Annotated in this window: 13 protein-coding genes; 5 read left to right on the top strand and 8 right to left on the bottom strand. The window is 66.0% G+C overall.

Annotated features, from left to right (window positions below; all coding sequences use genetic code 11):
* Positions 1 to 12: 12 nt before the first annotated feature.
* From rsmH to coq7, 3 genes are all read right to left on the bottom strand, one after another.
* Positions 13 to 972 (bottom strand): 16S rRNA (cytosine(1402)-N(4))-methyltransferase RsmH, encoded by a 960-nt coding sequence (gene rsmH, locus C404_RS48850; RefSeq protein ID WP_021196111.1) that lies wholly within the window; start codon positions 970 to 972, stop codon positions 13 to 15.
* A gap of 9 nt (positions 973 to 981) precedes the next feature.
* Entirely contained in the window at positions 982 to 1,410 is a 429-nt protein-coding gene (mraZ, locus tag C404_RS48855; protein WP_021196112.1) for a division/cell wall cluster transcriptional repressor MraZ, read from the bottom strand.
* A 361-nt stretch (positions 1,411 to 1,771) separates the two neighbouring features.
* Positions 1,772 to 2,431: a 2-polyprenyl-3-methyl-6-methoxy-1,4-benzoquinone monooxygenase gene (gene coq7 / locus C404_RS48860; RefSeq protein WP_021196113.1), complete on the bottom strand. Its 660-nt coding sequence runs from the start codon at positions 2,429 to 2,431 to the stop codon at positions 1,772 to 1,774.
* Between the two features lie 393 nt (positions 2,432 to 2,824).
* Here coq7 and C404_RS48865 point away from each other — a divergent pair, with 393 nt between their 5' ends.
* Both C404_RS48865 and C404_RS48870 read left to right on the top strand, forming a co-directional pair.
* Entirely contained in the window at positions 2,825 to 3,985 is a 1,161-nt protein-coding gene (locus C404_RS48865; RefSeq protein ID WP_021196115.1) for a porin, read from the top strand.
* Positions 3,986 to 4,151: 166 nt separating this feature from the next.
* Positions 4,152 to 5,480 (top strand): MFS transporter, encoded by a 1,329-nt coding sequence (locus tag C404_RS48870; RefSeq protein WP_031329743.1) that lies wholly within the window; start codon positions 4,152 to 4,154, stop codon positions 5,478 to 5,480.
* A 64-nt stretch (positions 5,481 to 5,544) separates the two neighbouring features.
* Here the strand turns inward: C404_RS48870 and arfB are convergent, their stop codons facing one another.
* Positions 5,545 to 5,979 carry an alternative ribosome rescue aminoacyl-tRNA hydrolase ArfB gene (gene arfB / locus C404_RS48875; protein WP_021196117.1) on the bottom strand — a complete coding sequence of 145 codons (435 nt, stop codon included), beginning with the start codon at positions 5,977 to 5,979 and terminating at the stop codon, positions 5,545 to 5,547.
* A gap of 145 nt (positions 5,980 to 6,124) precedes the next feature.
* Here arfB and trhA point away from each other — a divergent pair, with 145 nt between their 5' ends.
* Positions 6,125 to 6,742, top strand: coding sequence for a PAQR family membrane homeostasis protein TrhA (trhA, locus tag C404_RS48880; RefSeq protein WP_021196118.1), 618 nt, complete (start codon positions 6,125 to 6,127; stop codon positions 6,740 to 6,742).
* 72 nt (positions 6,743 to 6,814) lie between these two features.
* Here the strand turns inward: trhA and C404_RS48885 are convergent, their stop codons facing one another.
* The 4 genes from C404_RS48885 to C404_RS48900 all read right to left on the bottom strand — a co-directional run bounded on the left by C404_RS48885 (position 6,815) and on the right by C404_RS48900 (position 12,950).
* Positions 6,815 to 8,524, bottom strand: coding sequence for a long-chain fatty acid--CoA ligase (locus C404_RS48885; RefSeq protein WP_021196119.1), 1,710 nt, complete (start codon positions 8,522 to 8,524; stop codon positions 6,815 to 6,817).
* 150 nt (positions 8,525 to 8,674) lie between these two features.
* Positions 8,675 to 9,775 carry an aminopeptidase gene (locus C404_RS48890; RefSeq protein WP_021196120.1) on the bottom strand — a complete coding sequence of 367 codons (1,101 nt, stop codon included), beginning with the start codon at positions 9,773 to 9,775 and terminating at the stop codon, positions 8,675 to 8,677.
* A gap of 10 nt (positions 9,776 to 9,785) precedes the next feature.
* The gene (locus C404_RS48895; protein WP_021196121.1) at positions 9,786 to 11,876 is read right to left on the bottom strand and encodes a molybdopterin-containing oxidoreductase family protein; all 2,091 of its coding nucleotides are present in this window, start codon (positions 11,874 to 11,876) and stop codon (positions 9,786 to 9,788) included.
* Between the two features lie 72 nt (positions 11,877 to 11,948).
* Positions 11,949 to 12,950: a LacI family DNA-binding transcriptional regulator gene (locus C404_RS48900; protein WP_021196122.1), complete on the bottom strand. Its 1,002-nt coding sequence runs from the start codon at positions 12,948 to 12,950 to the stop codon at positions 11,949 to 11,951.
* Between the two features lie 222 nt (positions 12,951 to 13,172).
* Here C404_RS48900 and ptsP point away from each other — a divergent pair, with 222 nt between their 5' ends.
* Positions 13,173 to 15,722 carry a phosphoenolpyruvate--protein phosphotransferase gene (gene ptsP / locus C404_RS48905; protein ID WP_021196123.1) on the top strand — a complete coding sequence of 850 codons (2,550 nt, stop codon included), beginning with the start codon at positions 13,173 to 13,175 and terminating at the stop codon, positions 15,720 to 15,722.
* Positions 15,719 to 16,693 (top strand): 1-phosphofructokinase, encoded by a 975-nt coding sequence (gene pfkB / locus C404_RS48910; RefSeq protein WP_021196124.1) that lies wholly within the window; start codon positions 15,719 to 15,721, stop codon positions 16,691 to 16,693. The genes ptsP and pfkB overlap by 4 nt, the downstream gene beginning before the upstream one ends.
* The last annotated feature ends 41 nt before the right edge of the window (positions 16,694 to 16,734 follow it).

Genomic DNA, 16,734 nt, shown 5'->3' on the forward strand with positions numbered 1-16,734 from the left:
GTCTCCGTCGGCTCAGCAGCGCTCAGCCACGCGCATGATGGCCGAGCGCGCGCGCGGGTTGGCCGACACCTCGGCCTCCGACGGCTTCACACGGCCGAGCAAGCGCAACTGCGGCGCCGGCAGCTCATGCGCACGCAGCGGCATTCGACGCATTTCTGGCGCGGCGGATTGCTCCGGGCGCGCCAGGGCCTGCATGAAGCGCTTGACGATGCGGTCTTCCAGCGAATGGAAGCTGATCACGACGAGACGTCCCCCCTGTTCCAGGCGATCAAAGGCAGCCTTCAGACCGGTTTCGAGGTCCGCAAGCTCTTGATTGACGTGAATCCGTAAAGCTTGAAAGGTGCGGGTCGCAGGGTCTTGACCCTTCTCGCGTGTCTTGACGGCTTGCGCCACGAGCGCGGCAAGCTCGGATGTGCGATCGAGAGGACCTCGATCCCCGGATTGGCCCCGGCGAGCAACAATCGCCTTTGCAATCTGTACAGCAAACCGTTCTTCCCCATAGTCCCGTATCACCCTCGCAATGTCGCGCTCATCAGCCTCGGCCAGCCATTGGGCTGCGGTGATGCCGCGCGTGGTGTCCATCCGCATGTCGAGCGGGCCATCCATCCGGAACGAGAAGCCACGTGCGCCTTCGTCGATCTGCGGCGAGCTGATGCCCAGATCGAGCAGCACGCCGGCCACCCGTTCCACGCCGCGCGCGTCCAAGCACTCGGCCATCTGCGCGAAGCTGTCATGCTCAATAGCGAAGCGGGCATCCTGGATGGTGCCCGCTTCGGAGATTGCTGCCGGGTCCTTGTCGAAGGCGACAAGTCTGCCGCCGGGCCCCAGCCGTTCCAGGATGCGCCGGCTGTGCCCGCCTCTCCCGAAAGTTCCATCGATATACATGCCGTCGTCGCGCCAGATCAGCGCATCGACCGCTTCGTCTAAGAGCACCGTCTGATGGCGCAGTCCCGTACTGGCTTGGGTTGTCATCTCGCGTCATCAAAAGGAGAAATTCTTGAGGGCGTCGGGCATGCCTTGCGCCATGGCGGCTTGCTCCTTCGCGGTGTACGTGGCGGCGTCCCAGACTTCGAAGTGGCTGCCCATGCCGAGCAGCATCACGTCGCGTTCCAGAGCGGCCGCCGTGCGTAGTTCCGGCGTGATGAGAACGCGGCCGGCGGTATCGAGCTCCACGTCAGCGGCGCTGCCCAGGAAGATCCGCTTCCACCAGTGGGCTTCCATCGGCAGCGCGGCAATGCGCTCGCGAAAGCGCTCCCACTCGGGGCGCGGAAACAGCATGAGGCAACCGTCCGGGTGCTTGGTCACAGTCACCCGGCCCTCGGCCTGCAGCTGAAGCGCTTCGCGGTGCCGCGACGGAATGGACATCCGCCCTTTGGCATCCAGCGTCAGCGCCGACGCACCCTGGAACACGTTGGATTCTCTCTCCGGTCGGCGGGGTTACCGCCTTCAATTGGCTCGCAAAACCGCCTCTTCAAACCACAAAACTACACTTTCTGACACTGTTTCCCACTTTAGAGGAACCATTTTAGGCGGTCAAGGCTTGTCAGGGGCTGCGAGAGGGAAAATTTGCAATCAGAACAATGACTTAGCGATTCCCGGCAGAGCGCCCCTGCCACTTTTCCCAATCAAATGAAGGAGATAGCGTGATTTATGTAGAAACCACGTGAGAGAACAGCGCGCGACAAAGCCCGCAGCGGCAGGCAAAGGGCCACTGCAGCGCAAGTCGGGCGAATGGTGGAGAGCGGGTTGCCGCCGGGTGGCGGCATGCGGCTCAGATGCGGTAGGCGGCGGTCGTCATGACGCGCGAGGCGGCACGCATGGCTTGACGGATGGGCGCGGGCAGATCGATGCCGCCGGCCTCGCGGGCATTGTCGCCGTGGCGAATCTCGTCGTCGCGCATCTGGGCGACGATGGCGCGCGAGCGGGTGTCCTGTTCGGGCAGTTTGTCGAGATGGCCGTCCAGGTGGTGCTCGACCTGGCGCTCGGTCTCGGCGACGAAGCCGAGGCTGATCTTGTCACCCAGACGGCCGGCCAGCGCCCCGATGGCGAAGGCACCGGCGTACCACAGCGGGTTGAGCAGGCTTGGGCGGTCGCCCAATTCCTGCAGGCGCTGGGCGCACCAGGCGAGGTGGTCCTCTTCTTCGCGGGCAGCTTCGTCGAGTTGCGCGCGGATGGCGGGGTCACGCGCAAACAGCGCTTGCCCCTGGTACAGCGCCTGGGCGCACACCTCGCCAACGTGGTTGACGCGCATCAGGCCAGCGGCATGACGACGCTCGGCCTCAGAGAGCTTGGCCGCGTCATCGGCGCCATCGGCAGAAGTAGAGGCACCGGAAGCGATGACGGCATCGGCGGGGTTCGGTCGGCTGGCGCGAGTGATGCCGGCCACGGCGCGCAGGGCGCGGTCGAATTCGGGAAGGAAATTGTCGAGCATGCAGGTCGATCCTGAGATCAGGCGCCGCCGGCAATGGCGTGCGGCGCATGCGTCATTGTACGACCCCAGCCCAGCAAGGCCTTGCGTCCGATCAGATGCGCGGCCACCAAACACAACTGTACGGGATAACCCTGTTGGCATTGGGATCGCATCCAAAACTGCGAGGAATCGCAAGCGCACATCGCATTTCTATTTCTGAATTTGAAACAGCCTGTTGCCCGGATCAGACAGCAAACGGCCGTTTACGAACATTCGTTCGCAAATTTCGACCGAGGCTTGTAACACGTTGCTACATTAATCAGCGACTTCACTTGAAAGTCGTGGGGCGGGAAGACGGGAACGGAGGGTCTGCCTGCCACCAAGTTCAATAAATAAGGATCTGGAGACCGACCGATGAAGAAATCGCTGCTGGCATTGGCAGTGCTGGGCACGTTTGCGGGTGTTGCGCAGGCTCAGTCGAGTGTGACGCTGTACGGCGTGGTCGACGCGAACGTCGAATACGTCAACCATGAGCAGAACGTAACGGCGGCAGGCGTCGCCATTCCGGGCAGCAGCGGTTCGCGCCTTGCGATGCAGGCAGGCGGCCTGTCTTCCAACCGTTGGGGCCTGCGCGGCGTCGAAGACATCGGTGGCGGCCTGAAGAGCCTGTTCGTGCTGGAATCGGGCTTCGCCATGGACACTGGCACGCTGCAGCAAGGCGGCCGCCTGTTCGGCCGGCAAGCCTTCGTGGGCCTGCAGGGCGATTGGGGCAAGGTCACGCTGGGCCGCCAATACACCACGATCTTCGACATGATGGCGAACTTCTCGCCGAGCGGTTACGCCACGCAGTGGGAGCCGGTGGTCGGCCTGCTGGGCGCGAACTTCCGCGAAGACAACGTGATCAAGTACACCGGCGCGTTCGGTCCGCTGACGGTCGTGGGCCACTGGTCCTTCGGAGAGCGCGCGGGCAGCAACACGGCCAACTCGGCCTACGGTATCGGTGCGAACTACTTTGCCGGCCCGTTCGGCTTGGGCGTGGCGTATGACGAAGTGAAGGTGCCGTCGGTGCAGGAACTCGCCGGCGGCCCGGGCAACGACTACGGCCGCGACAAGCGCGCAGCCGTGGCCGCCAGCTACACGGTCGGCCCGGTCAAGGTGATGGGCGGCTACCGCTATGGCAACACCCAGGCCCCGAGCACCGGCACACCAGCCCTGATTCCGCACCGCGACGATCTCTACTGGCTGGGCGTGAACTACCAGGCAACCACGGCGCTGGGCCTGACGCTGTCGTACTACTACGACAACATCAAGGAAGCGACCATCGGCGGCGTGACGACCAACCCGCGCAAGCCGCAGCAGTGGAACTTCATCGCCGATTACAACTTCTCGAAGCGCACCGACGTGTACCTGACCGCAGCCTATTCGCGCAATGGCTCGCTGAACTGGGATTCGATCGGCTACACGCCCACGGGGATGTCCGTTGGCTACCTGCCGGCCGCATCGCAGACGTACTTCATCACGCCGGACTCGAACAGCCAGCTGGGCGTGGCGGTTGGTGTGCGCCACAAGTTCTGACGCGCAGCACAAACTGTTTTTGCTCGCCGCCCCTCTCCTTGGCGGGCGCAGGAAGGCACCTTCGGGTGCCTTTTTGCATGGCCGCACGCTATGCTCTGGCGGGCCGCCCAATGCATGATGGGCGGCCCACATAACGACAACAACGCGAACCCCACGGGAGACCTGCATGTCCTCTTCGACGCCTTCTACCTTGGCGGCCCCCGCCGCCGACACAGCCACCGATGCCGCCACCCAAGCAAGCCGCTCGCGCATCGTCTTTGCGAGCTTCATCGGCACCGCCATCGAGTTCTACGATTTCTACGTCTACGCCACGGCCGCTGCGCTGGTAATCGGACCGGTGTTCTTCCCGCATGGCTCGGCCACGGCGCAGGCGCTGTCGGCCTTCGTCACGTTCGGCATTGCCTTCATTGCGCGGCCGATCGGCTCGTTCCTGTTCGGCCACTTTGGTGATCGCATTGGGCGCAAATCGACGCTGGTGGCCTCCCTGCTGGTGATGGGCGTCTCGACCACGCTGATTGGGCTGGTGCCGGGATACGACAGCATCGGCACGCTGGCGCCGATCCTGCTGTGCGTGCTGCGCTTCGGCCAGGGGATCGGCCTGGGCGGCGAATGGGGCGGCGCGGCGCTGCTGGCGACCGAGAATGCGCCGGCCGGCAAGCGTGCGTGGTTCGGCATGTTTCCGCAGCTTGGGCCGTCGGTGGGTTTCCTGGCCTCGAACGGGTTGTTCTTCGGATTGGCCATCGCCCTGTCGGACGAGCAGTTCCGCAGCTGGGGCTGGCGCGTGCCGTTCCTGGTGAGCGCGGTGCTGGTGGCGCTAGGCTTGTATGTGCGCTTGAAGATTGCGGAAACGCCGGCTTTCCAAGCCGCCATCGACCGCCAAGAACGCGTGAAGGTACCGGTTGCCGAACTGCTGTCGCGCCACTGGTGGCCAACGCTGCTGGGCGCGCTGGCCATGGTGGTCTGCTACACGCTGTTCTATATCTCGACGGTGTTCTCGCTGTCGTACGGCGTGAGCACGCTGCACTTCTCGCGACCGGAGTTTCTGGGGCTGCTGTGCCTGGCGGTGGTGTTCATGGGGCTGGCGACGCCGATCTCGGCCCTGGCATCCGACCGCTTCGGGCGCAAGCCGGTGCTGATCGTCGGCATCATCGCGGCCATCCTGTCGGGCTTCACGATGGCGCCGCTGCTGGGTAGTGGGTCGACGCCGCTGGTGGCGTTGTTCCTCATCATCGAGCTGTTCCTGATGGGCGTGACCTTTGCACCGATGGGGGCGCTGCTGCCGGAGCTGTTCCCGACCCACGTGCGCTACACAGGCGCCGGCGTGTCGTACAACCTGGGCGGCATTCTCGGGGCGTCGATTGCGCCGTACATCGCGCAGGTGCTGGCCTCGCAAGGTGGCCTGAGCTGGGTAGGCATGTATGTGTCGGTGGCGGCGGCCGTCAGCCTGATTGGCGTGCTGTGCATGCGCGAGACGCGCGATACGCAGTTGATGTAACCCCTCCCATCCGAACATCTCAAGCGGCATGGCGCCAGGCAAAGCGATTTGCCTGGCGTCGCGCTTAATCCCAAGAGGTGGGGCCGGAACGCCCGCGCTTGATGCCACTGCGCACACGCTTGCCTTCCAGACGGCGGGCCTTGGACGCGCGGGTCGGCTTGGTGGCAATACGTGACTTGGGTACGGACAGCCCAGCCGCAATGAATGCGGCCAAACGTTCGCGGGCATCCTGGCGGTTGCGGTCTTGGGTACGAAACCGCTGCGCATCAATCACGAACACACCCTCGTCGGTCAAACGGCGGTCGCGCTTTGCCAGCAGGCGGGCGCGCAACGCTTCGGGCAACGAGGGTGATTGGGCGATGTCGAAACGCAGTTCCACCGCCGTGGACACCTTGTTCACGTTCTGCCCACCCGCCCCGCTCGCGCGCACAAAGCGCTCGACCAGTTCCGTATCAGGAATGGTCAGATCAGGCGTGATTTGGAGATCTGTGCTGGGCATTTAGGGATTGTAAGGTGGGGGCCGTTGTGGGCTTGGTTGGCCGCGGCATCAAGGCACGCCAATCGAAACATGCCAGCGCGTGCAAGAATATCGCCTTTGCATTCGCCCGAATGCGCGCCAACCGAGCCTTCCCGGAGATCCACGCATGTATCACGGAGAACGTTTCAATGGCTTCAGCCACCTGGCCGGGGCCATCCTTGCCGCTGCCGGCATGGCAGTGCTGGTGACATCGTCGGCGCTGCACCACGATGCCTGGAAGGTGGTCAGCTCCGTGGTCTACGGCACCACGCTGGTTCTGCTGTACACGATCTCGACGCTGTATCACAGCCTGCGCGGCCCGGCCAAGGCCGTCCTGCAGCGGCTGGACTATTGCGCCATCTACCTGTTGATTGCCGGCAGCTACACGCCGTTTGCGCTGGTGACGCTGCGCGGCCCCTGGGGCTGGACGCTGTTCGGGGTCAACTGGGCGCTGGCGGCCATCGGCATTGCGCAGGAACTGTGGATCGGCCGCCGCACGCGCCTGTTCTCGCTGCTGATCTACGTGGTGATGGGGTGGCTGGTGCTGTTTGCCATGGGGCCGCTGGCAGCTGCATTGCCTGCGCCGGGCCTGTGGTGGCTGGTGGCGGGCGGTGCGCTCTATACCGCGGGCGTCGGGTTCTTCCTCTTCGACGAGAAAGTACGGCACTTCCACGGCATCTGGCACCTGTTCGTGCTGGCAGGCAGCGTGTGCCAGTTCATCAGCATCCTGCTGTACGTGGGCTGACCCGCCGCAACACGTAAAAAAGCCGCGATCTCTCGCGGCTTTTTCTTTGCGCCTACGCAGAGTTACGCAGACTCAGGCACGCTTCTTCAACGCCTCATCCCGCAGTTCGCGGCGCAGGATCTTGCCGACGTTGGTCTTCGGCAGCTCGTTGCGGAACTCGATGAACTTCGGGCGCTTGTAGCCGGTGAGCTGCTCCTTGCAGAACTCCTGCAGCTTCTCTTCGGTGAGCGTCGGGTCACGGCGCACCACGAACAGCTTGACCACCTCGCCCGAATGCACGTCGGGCACGCCCACCGCGGCCACTTCCAGCACGCCGGGGCACATTGCCACCACGCCTTCGACCTCGTTCGGGTACACGTTGAAGCCCGACACCAGGATCATGTCCTTCTTGCGATCGACGATCTTGGTGTAGCCGCGCTCGTCCATCACGCCCACGTCGCCGGTCTTGAAGAAGCCGTCGGCGTACATGACCTTGGCGGTTTCGTCGGGGCGCTTCCAGTAGCCGGCCATGACCTGCGGGCCGCGGATGCAGATTTCACCCGCCTGGCCGATCGGCAGATCGCGGCCTTCGTCGTCGCGGATGGCGATTTCGGTGCCCGGAATCGGCAAGCCGACGGTGCCCGAGAAGGTGTCGGTATCGGTTGGGTTGCAGATGGCCGACGGCGACGTTTCCGACAAGCCATAGCCCTCGATGATCGGGCAGCCCGTCACCTCCAGCCACTTCTTGGCCACGGCTTCTTGCACCGCCATGCCGCCGCCGTTGGCCACGCGCAGGTTGGAGCAGTCAACATCCTTGAATTCGGGGTTGTTCAGCAGCGCGTTGTACAGCGTGTTCACGGCCGGGAACATGTGGAAACGGTACTGCTTGAGCACCTTGATGAAGCCCGGAATGTCGCGCGGGTTCGGGATCAGCACCGCCAGCCCGCCCTTGCGCATCGACAGCAGGCAGCACACAGTCAGCGCGAAGATGTGATACAGCGGCAGCGCGGTAATCGTGACGATCTCTTCGTCCGCAGCCAGCATGCGACCATCGCGGCCGGGCTTGGTGAGCGCCGGATTCATCCACGCCTCGGATTGCAGCACGTTGGCGACGATGTTCCGGTGCAGCAGCGTTGCGCCCTTCGACACGCCGGTCGTGCCGCCCGTGTATTGCAGGAAGGCCACGTCGTCCGGGCCGACGGAGGTCGGCTTAAGCGCCAGCTTGGCGCCCTCTTCCAGCGCGGTATTGAAGCGGATGCAGCTGGGCAATTCCCACGCCGGCACCATCTTCTTGACACTGCGCACGACAAAGTTGACCAGCATGCCCTTGAGGCCGCCGAGCATGTCGCCCATGCTGGCCACCACGATGTGCTTGACCGGGGTGTTGGGCAGCACCTGCTGCAGCGTCGTCGCGAAGTTCTCCAGGATGATGATGGCTTCGGCGCCGCTGTCCTTGAGCTGGTGTTCCAGCTCGCGCGGGGTGTAGAGCGGGTTGACGTTGACGACCACGTAGCCGGCGCGCAGCACGGCAGCCAGCGCCACCGGGTACTGCAGCACGTTCGGCATCATCAGCGCGACGCGGGCGCCGGGCGCCAGGCCACGCGATTGCAGCCAGGCCGCCAGTTGGCGCGAGTACGTATCGATCTCGCCGTAGGTCAGGACCTTGCCCATGCACTCGAAAGCGCGGCGATTGCGGTTCTTCTGAAAGGAATCTTCAAGCAGATGCGCCAGCGATCGATACTGCGACGCATCGATGTCGGCGGGCACCCCGGCGGGGTACTGCTTCAGCCACGGTTTATCCATGGGCGTGTCTCCTGGCGATTGTCGATTTTTTCGAATGGTCGTTCGATTTTTTCCGCATCGTACGCGGATGTTTGTGTCAAAACAATAACTTAGACGGTTCCCTCAGCCCATCGTGCGTGCTTGAAACCGGCGCAGAAACGGCCGCTGGCATCACTTTTGCGTGACCGCGCCATCTGCCCCAAGCAGCGCCGGCGGAGCCAATGCCCGCAGCGTAGCCTCACGCTTGGGCTTAGGCTCGTGCGCCATGGTTTTGACGTCGGCGTAAAAGCGCGCCCAGTCGCCGCCGTCGCGGTGATACAGCGCCGTGAACGCCGGCACCCACTCCAAGTAACTCGCCACGGCGCCCAGATGCGCATTCGACAGCGGCTGCGCAAACCAACGGTCGTAGCCGGTATAGCCGCCCCAGCCTGCTTTGAGCTTGGCGTAATCCGCCTGCAGGCTCGCGAAGATGGCGCGTTTGCCGGCGCGCTTCTCATCGTCTGACACGGGGCTGGCATACAGCGTTTCGAGCCGGTTGCGATAGTCCAGCAACAGGGCGCGGAATTGTACGCGGCGGGCATCGTATGTGGCGTATTCCGCGCGGACTTCGGGCGTAGCTGCGTCAGCCAGCCAGCGTTCAACGCCAATCGTCTCGACTGCGGTGGCGAAGGATTCATTGAAGGCCGTATCGCCCTTGGCATAGACCACCTGGTGCGCCAGCTCATGAAAAATCAGACGCGCCAACTCGCCCTCGGGCAGGCCGACAAAGGTGTTGAGCAGCGGGTCATCGAAATAACCCAGTGTGGAATACGCAGGAATCCCGGCCACGTCGACGTCCAGGCCCTGGGCGCGCAGGGTGTCGGCGTAGGCCACGGCGGCGTTGCGGTCGTAGTAGCCGCGATAGGTCACGCAGCCGACCACCAGGAAGCACCATTCCTTGAGCTTGACCGACAGCTCCGGCGCGGCAAACACGTTCCACACCGCAAAGGGGCGCTTGAGGTTGGCGTACACGCGGTAACTGCCGTTGTCGGGCAGCGCCAACTCGCGCGAGGCGTAGATGCGGATGCTGCGGGCATCCTCCAGCCGCTTGGCGAGCTTGTCGTTGTGCGTGGTACGGGCGTCTTCGATGGCATGGTCGATCGGCTCGCGCTGCGCCATCAGCGAGAGGTGCCCGGCGACCGACTGGTAGTAATAGCCGAGGGTGTCGCAACCGGTCAGCAGTGCCGAACCAGCCAGCGACAGCACCACGCACAGCGCGCGAACGCCACGCATCGCGGCCTCGTCAGGCGGCCTGCGCGACAGGCGCGACCTCGACCAGGCAATCGTAGAAGGTGGGCGCGCGGCCCATGTCGGTCAGGCGCTGGCTGGTCAGCTCGTTGGCGTTGGTGCCGTCGGGTGCCAGCTTCTTCCACCAGATCGACAGGCCGACCACCACGCCGCGCAGCGCGCGATCGGTTACGCGGGCGCGCGCCTGCATCGTGCCGCGATCATTGAAGATGCGGACCAATTCACCATCGGCTACGCCGCGCGGCAGCGCATCGTCGGGGTGGATGTCGAGATGCGGCTCGCCTTCGGTGTTGCGCAGGCTGTCGACGTTGACGAAGGTCGAGTTCAGGAAGTTGCGCGCCGGCGGCGAGATCATCGACAGCGGATAACGCTTGGCCAACTCCGGCGTGCTGATGGCCGATTCGTATGGCGGCACGTAGCCGGGTAGCGGGTCGAGACCGTCTTTCGCCATCTGTTCGGAATAGAACTCGCAGCGGCCGGACGGCGTGCGATAGCCGCCACGCGCCAGTGGCGCGGCCGGGTGCGAGAGCTTCTGCCAGCCCTCGCGCTTGAGCGTGGCCCAGTCGATGTGCGCGGCGGCCGGGTCATCACGGCGGATGGCTTGCGCGGCAATCTCGTCGTCGGAATCAGCGAAACACGCGTCGGTAAAACCCATGCGTTGCGCAATACGGCGGAAGATCTCCGTGTTCGGCAGCGCCTGGCCCATTGGCGCAATGGCGGCGTTGTTGGCGAGCACGTAGGTGTGGCCGTAGGCCTTGTGCACATCCACGTGTTCGAGCTGCGTGGTGGCGGGCAGGAGGATGTCAGCGTAGTCAGCGGTGTCGGTCTGGAAGTGCTCCAGCACCACGGTGAAGAGGTCTTCGCGTGCGAAGCCGGCGGCCACCTTGCGCGAGTCCGGCGCCACGGCCACCGGGTTGCTGTTGTAGACGACCACCGCCTCGACCTTCGGCCCGAACGATGCATCGCCCACGTGCAACAGCGCATCGCCGATGGTGCTCATATTGATGGTGCGCGGCAGCCCATGGGGCAGCAGGTCTGGGCGCTGCAGCTTGGCGTTGTCGATCGGGAAGAAGCCCGACGTCGACAGTTGCAGCCCGCCCGCCGCATCGCGCCACGCGCCCACCAGCGACGGCAAGCACGCCACCGCACGCACGCCCTGCCCGCCGCCGTGCGCGCGCTGCATGCCGTAGTTCAGGCGAATGGCTGCCGGCTGCTTGTCGCGCACGACGGTCGTGCCGTACAGCTTGGCGAGCCACTCGATATCCGCCGCATCGACGCCGCACAGCGCGGCCGCATATTCAGGCGTGTATTGCTGGGCACGCTCGCGCAGTGCTTCGAAACCGAGCGTGTGGTTGGCGATGTACTCGTGGTCGAGCAAGTCATCGCGGATCAGCACGTGGATCATCGCCAGCGCCAGCGCCGCATCGGTGCCGGGGCGCACGGCCAGATGCCGATGGCACTTCTCTGCTGTCAGCGAGCGGTACGGATCAATCGCCACGAGCGTGGCGCCGCGCCGCTTGGCTTCCTGCGCACGCGTCCAGAAATGCAGGTTCGACGCGATGGGGTTGGCGCCCCAGATCAGGATCAGCTTGGCGTTCTGCACGTGCTCGATGTCCATGCCGAGACTCGCGCCGTACGTATAGCGCAGTGCCGTGGCCCCGGCCGACGCGCAGATGGTGCGATCAAGCAGCGATGCCCCCAGCTTGTGGAAAAAGCGCGCGGCCATGCTCTCGCCTTGCACGAGGCCCATGGTGCCGGCGTAGCTGTACGGGAGGATGCCTTCCGGGTTGCGCGCCGCGATGTCACCCAGGCGCTTGGCGATGGTGTCGAGCGCCTCGTCCCAGGTGATGGGTTCGAACTTGCCCTCACCTTTGGCGCCCACGCGCTTCATCGGCGTGAGCAGGCGGTTCGGGTGATACGTGCGTTCGGTGTAGCGGTTGACCTTGGTGCAGAGCACGCCGGCCGTGGTCGGGTGGTCCGGGTCGCCCTGCACGCGGGTGGCGCGGCCGTCTTCCACGGTGACGAGCAAGGCACAGGTGTCGGGGCAATCGTGCGGGCAAGCCGCACGGATGACTTGGGTGGACATCGGGGACTCCGGAGTGGGGTGGCGGCCGCATAACGTGCGTGACCGCGATGATCCGGAAATTGTAATCGCCCGCTACGCGCCACGCAGCGGGGTGGAACCCCGCATCACCAAGCGCCCTGTCAGCAAGACGCGCCGGATGGGCAAGTCAGGTTGCGCAAGGCGATCCTGCAACATCGCCATCGCCATGCGACCGATGTCATACACCGGTTGCTCGATCACGGTGATACCGGGGCCAGCCAGTTCCGTCCACGGCTCGTTGTCAAACCCGGCCACGGCGATGTCGCGCGGCACTTCCAGCGACAGGCGGCGCAGCGCCCGCAGCACGCCCAACAGCGATTGCGCGTTACTGGCGACCAGCGCGTCGGGGCGTTCGCCCGCATGCTCACTCGCCGATAGCCACGCCAGTGTCTCGGCCTCGGCGGCCTCGGCGGTGGGCAGGATGAAACGCGCCTCGGCCGTCAGCCCATTGCGCGCCAGTGCGGCGGCAAACCCGGCCTGGCGCTCGGCGCCAGTGCTGCTGGTGCGCCCGAACAGCCCGCCGATGCGGCGATAGCCCTGCGCGGCAAGGTGGTCGGCCAGCGCCTGCGCCGCCTGCTGGTTGTCCAGCACGACGGCATCGGCACCGCACGCCGGCCCGGCACGATCGATCAGCACGGTGGGGTAGCCGAGGTCGACCGGCCGCGGCGCTTCTGCGATGCCACGTGTGGGCGAGAGGATCACGCCAGTCACGCGCTCTTCCTCCATCAGGCGCAGGTACATCGCCTCTTTCTCGGGGTCTTCATCGGAATTGCAGAGGATCACGCGCAGACCCGCGGCGTAGGCGGCATCTTCCACCGCGCGGCTGACGCTGGTGAAGAACGGGTTGCGGATGTCCGACACAATCAGCCCGACGGTCTGCGCCTGCTGGGAGCGCAGCCGCCGCGCCGACAGGTTCGGCCGATACCCCGACGCCGCCACCGCCGCATCAACACGCTTGCGCAACTCCACGCTCACCGGGCCGCCGGCCAGCGCACGCGACACGGTCGCCACCGACACACCCGCCGCCGCCGCCACGTCCTTGATCCGAACCGTCATGCTGAAATCGTTTCCACAAAAACCTCATGATAGCGAAAGGCGACACCGCCACCAATGTCGATGCTTCTCAGGGAAAACCCCGTAAACAGCGGAATCACCGTCACTTTACGCGGCGGTGCACATTGACACCCCAAATGTAATCGATTTCAATTCGCCATCATTGATGACACGTATGCCGGGCCGCGACCTTGTGAGCCCGGCAGCCGCAGGAGACTCCGCCGCATGGCTTCCGCCCTGATCTGCGCCGAACGCATCCGCTTGCAGCAGCACGCCACCGACAAGGCCAGCGCCATCCGCGCCGCCGGCCAGTTGCTGGCCGATTCCGGCTGCATCGACACCGCCTATATCGACAGCCTCTTGCGCCGCGAAACCGTGGCCAACACGTTTCTCGGGCACGGCGTCGCCATCCCGCACGGCATGGGCGAAGACCGTCACCTGATCCGCCAGACGGGCATTGCCGTGCTGCAGTTTCCCGATGGGCTGGAATGGCACCCCGGGCAGACCACGCATCTGGTCTTCGCCATTGCCGCGCAATCGGACGAGCACATCGCACTGCTGCGCCGGCTGACGCGCCTGCTGAACGATGACGCACGCCTGCGCCAGCTCTTCACCACCCAGAACGCTGAAGACATCGTCGCCGCGCTCTCCAGCGACGTACCGCCCCCGGTGGCCAGCGCCCCGGGCACGGACCTCGCCGAGCAGCGCACGCTCGTGCTGGAGTATCCCAGCGGCCTGCACGCCCGCCCCGCCGCACAGTGGGTGGAAGCCGCGCGCCGGTTTGCTGCGCGCATCCAGGTCCGCCACGGTGATGAGACGGCCGATGCCAAGAACCTTGTCGCGCTGCTTCAACTGGGGCTCGCCGCTGGCAGCACGCTGACGCTGTCCGCCGAAGGTCCGGACGCGGCCGCCGCGCTCGACGGCCTGCAGCAGACCATCCGCAGCCTGACCGCGCAGGAACGGGCCCAGGCCGCGCGCGACACGCAAGCCGCCCGCGCACGCCAGACCGCGCACGGCTGGCAAGCCGATGCCGCTGCGCCCGCTATCGGCGGCATTGCGGCAAGCCCGGGGCTGGCGATCGGGCCTGTCCACGTGCTGCAGCATGGCGCGGCCACGGTGCCCGATCACCCCGTCGCACTCAGCACGGGCGGCGACCTGCTGGACAAGGCCCTGGCCGACACCCGCGCCGAACTGGCCGCCCTCGCCCACGACACTGCCAGCCGCATCGGCGAGGCCGAAGCCGGCATCTTCAAGGCCCAAGCGGAATTGCTGGGCGATACCGACCTGATGACGCTGACCTGCCAGGCCATGGTCGAAGGTCACGGCGTGGCGTGGTCGTGGCATCAGGCGGTGGAGCGACTGGCCGAGCGGCTGGCTGCGTTGGGCAACCCGCTGCTGGCCGCGCGTGCGGCTGACCTGCGCGATGTGGGGCGGCGCGTGCTGGGGCACATCGATCCAGCGTTGCGAGGCACGTCGCAAACGCTGCCGGACACGCCGTGCATCCTGGTTGCGGCCGACCTGTCGCCATCGGACACCGCCGCGCTGGATACGCGCCGCATCCTCGGCATCGTCACCGCGCAAGGCGGGCCGACCTCCCACACCGCCATCCTGACGCGCACGCTGGGCATTCCCGCCGTGGTGGCCGCTGGCCCGGCTGTACTGGATGTGGCGCCTGGCACCCAGGTCATCGTGGATGGCACCGGCGGCCGGATGGTGCTGGACCCCGATGCCGCCACCGTCGCCAGCGCGCGTGCCTGGCTGCAAGAAGACGCCGCGCGCACGCAACGCGAACAGGCTGAACGCAGCCTGCCCGCCCGTACCCGCGACGGCCATACGGTGGAGATCGCCGCCAACGTCAACCTGCCTGCGCAGGCCGCCGAGGCCATCACGCTGGGCGCGGAAGGCGTGGGCCTGATGCGCACGGAATTCCTCTTCCTCGAACGCGACCACACGCCCGACGAAGACACCCAATACGCCGTCTACGCGGAGATGCTCAAGGCCCTGAACGGACGTCCGCTGATCGTGCGCACGCTCGACATCGGCGGCGACAAGCAGGTGCCGCACCTGAACCTGCCCACGGAGGAAAACCCTTTCCTCGGCGTTCGCGGCGCGCGCCTGTTGCTGCGCCGACCCGACCTGATGGAGCCGCAATTGCGCGCGCTGTATCGTGCCGCGCGTGATGCCGGCGAGCATGGCGACAGCAGCGCCCTGTCGATCATGTTTCCGATGATCACCTCGGAGAGCGAAGTCATTGCCCTGCGCGCCGCATGCGAGCGCATCCGCACGCAGGTGAATGCACCCCACGTGCCGCTGGGCATCATGGTGGAGGTGCCCGCCGCTGCGCTCCTGGCCGACCGGCTGGCCGAGCATGTCGACTTCTTCTCGATCGGCACCAACGACCTCACGCAATACACGCTGGCGATCGACCGCCAGCACCCGGACCTCGCCGCCGAGGCCGATAGCCTGCACCCCGCCGTGCTGCGCCTGATCCAACAGACCGTGCAAGGTGCGGCGCGCCAGAAGCGCTGGGTGGGCGTGTGCGGCGGCCTGGCGGGCGATCCGTTCGGCGCGCTGCTGCTGACGGGCCTGGGCGTGCACGAGCTGTCGATGAGCCCGCGCGACATTCCGCCCGTCAAGGCGCGGCTGCGCGAGGCGGATTTCACTGCGCTCAGCGCGCTGGCCAACCGCGCCCTCGCCTGTGCGTCCGCCCAAGACGTGCGCGCACTGGAAGCCGCCATGCCAAAGGCCATCGGCAAGGAGCAGGCCGCAGCATGAGTACGAAGACAAGTACAAGCGCAAGCGCACGCATCGTCACCGTGACCCTCAACCCGGCCATCGACATGACGGTCGGGCTGGACCACCTCGAACGCGGCCGCGTCAACCTCGGCCGCAGCGTCACACACCAGGCCGGCGGCAAGGGCGTCAACGTGGCCGGCTGCCTGGCCGACTGGCACGTGCCCGTGGTGGCCACCGGCCTGCTGGGCGACACCAATGCGGCGTTGTTCGAAGCGCTGTTCGCGCGCAAGGGTGTGCTCGACGGCTTCTGCCGCGTACCGGGCAGCAACCGCACGAACATCAAGATCAGCGATGCCTCCGACGGGCAAACCACCGACATCAACCTGCCCGGCATCGACGCCACGCCAGCGGATGTGGAAGCCCTGTGCAAACGCATCGACGCGGTTGCTGACGTGGCAGGCGTTGCGCTGTGCGGCAGCCTGCCGGGCGGGCTGCCCGCCGATACCTATGCACAGCTGCTTGCACGATTGAACCAACGCGGCGTGCGCACCCTGCTCGACACCAGCGGCGCACCGCTCGCGCAGGCGCTGGCGGCACCACGCGATGCCCTGCCCACGGCCGTCAAGCCGAACCGGCACGAGCTGGAACTGTGGGCCGGCACCGCGCTGCCCACGCTGACAGACGTCGTCAACGCTGCACGCGGCATCCATGCACGCGGGGTCGCGCAGGTCATCGTCTCGCTCGGTGAAGACGGCGCACTGTTCGTCACCGCAGAGGGCACGTGGCAGGCGAGCCTGCCGCCCGTGCGCACCGCCAGCACCGTCGGCGCGGGTGACGCCATGGTGGCCGGCGTGCTGGCCGGCTGGCATGCCGGCGCGAGCACCGAAGACACGGTCCGCCTGTCGGTGGCCTTTGCCGCCTGCAAGCTGCAACGCCTGGGCCCGCACCTGCCGGCACCCGCGCTGGTGCGTGAACGCGCCGCCGCCGTCCGCATGCAACGCGTGGCCTGACGTCCACAGCAACCTCCGCAGTCAACATCATCAAGGAGCCG

The sequence above is a fragment of the Ralstonia sp. AU12-08 genome, from assembly GCF_000442475.1.
Classification (GTDB): Bacteria; Pseudomonadota; Gammaproteobacteria; order Burkholderiales; family Burkholderiaceae; genus Ralstonia; species Ralstonia insidiosa.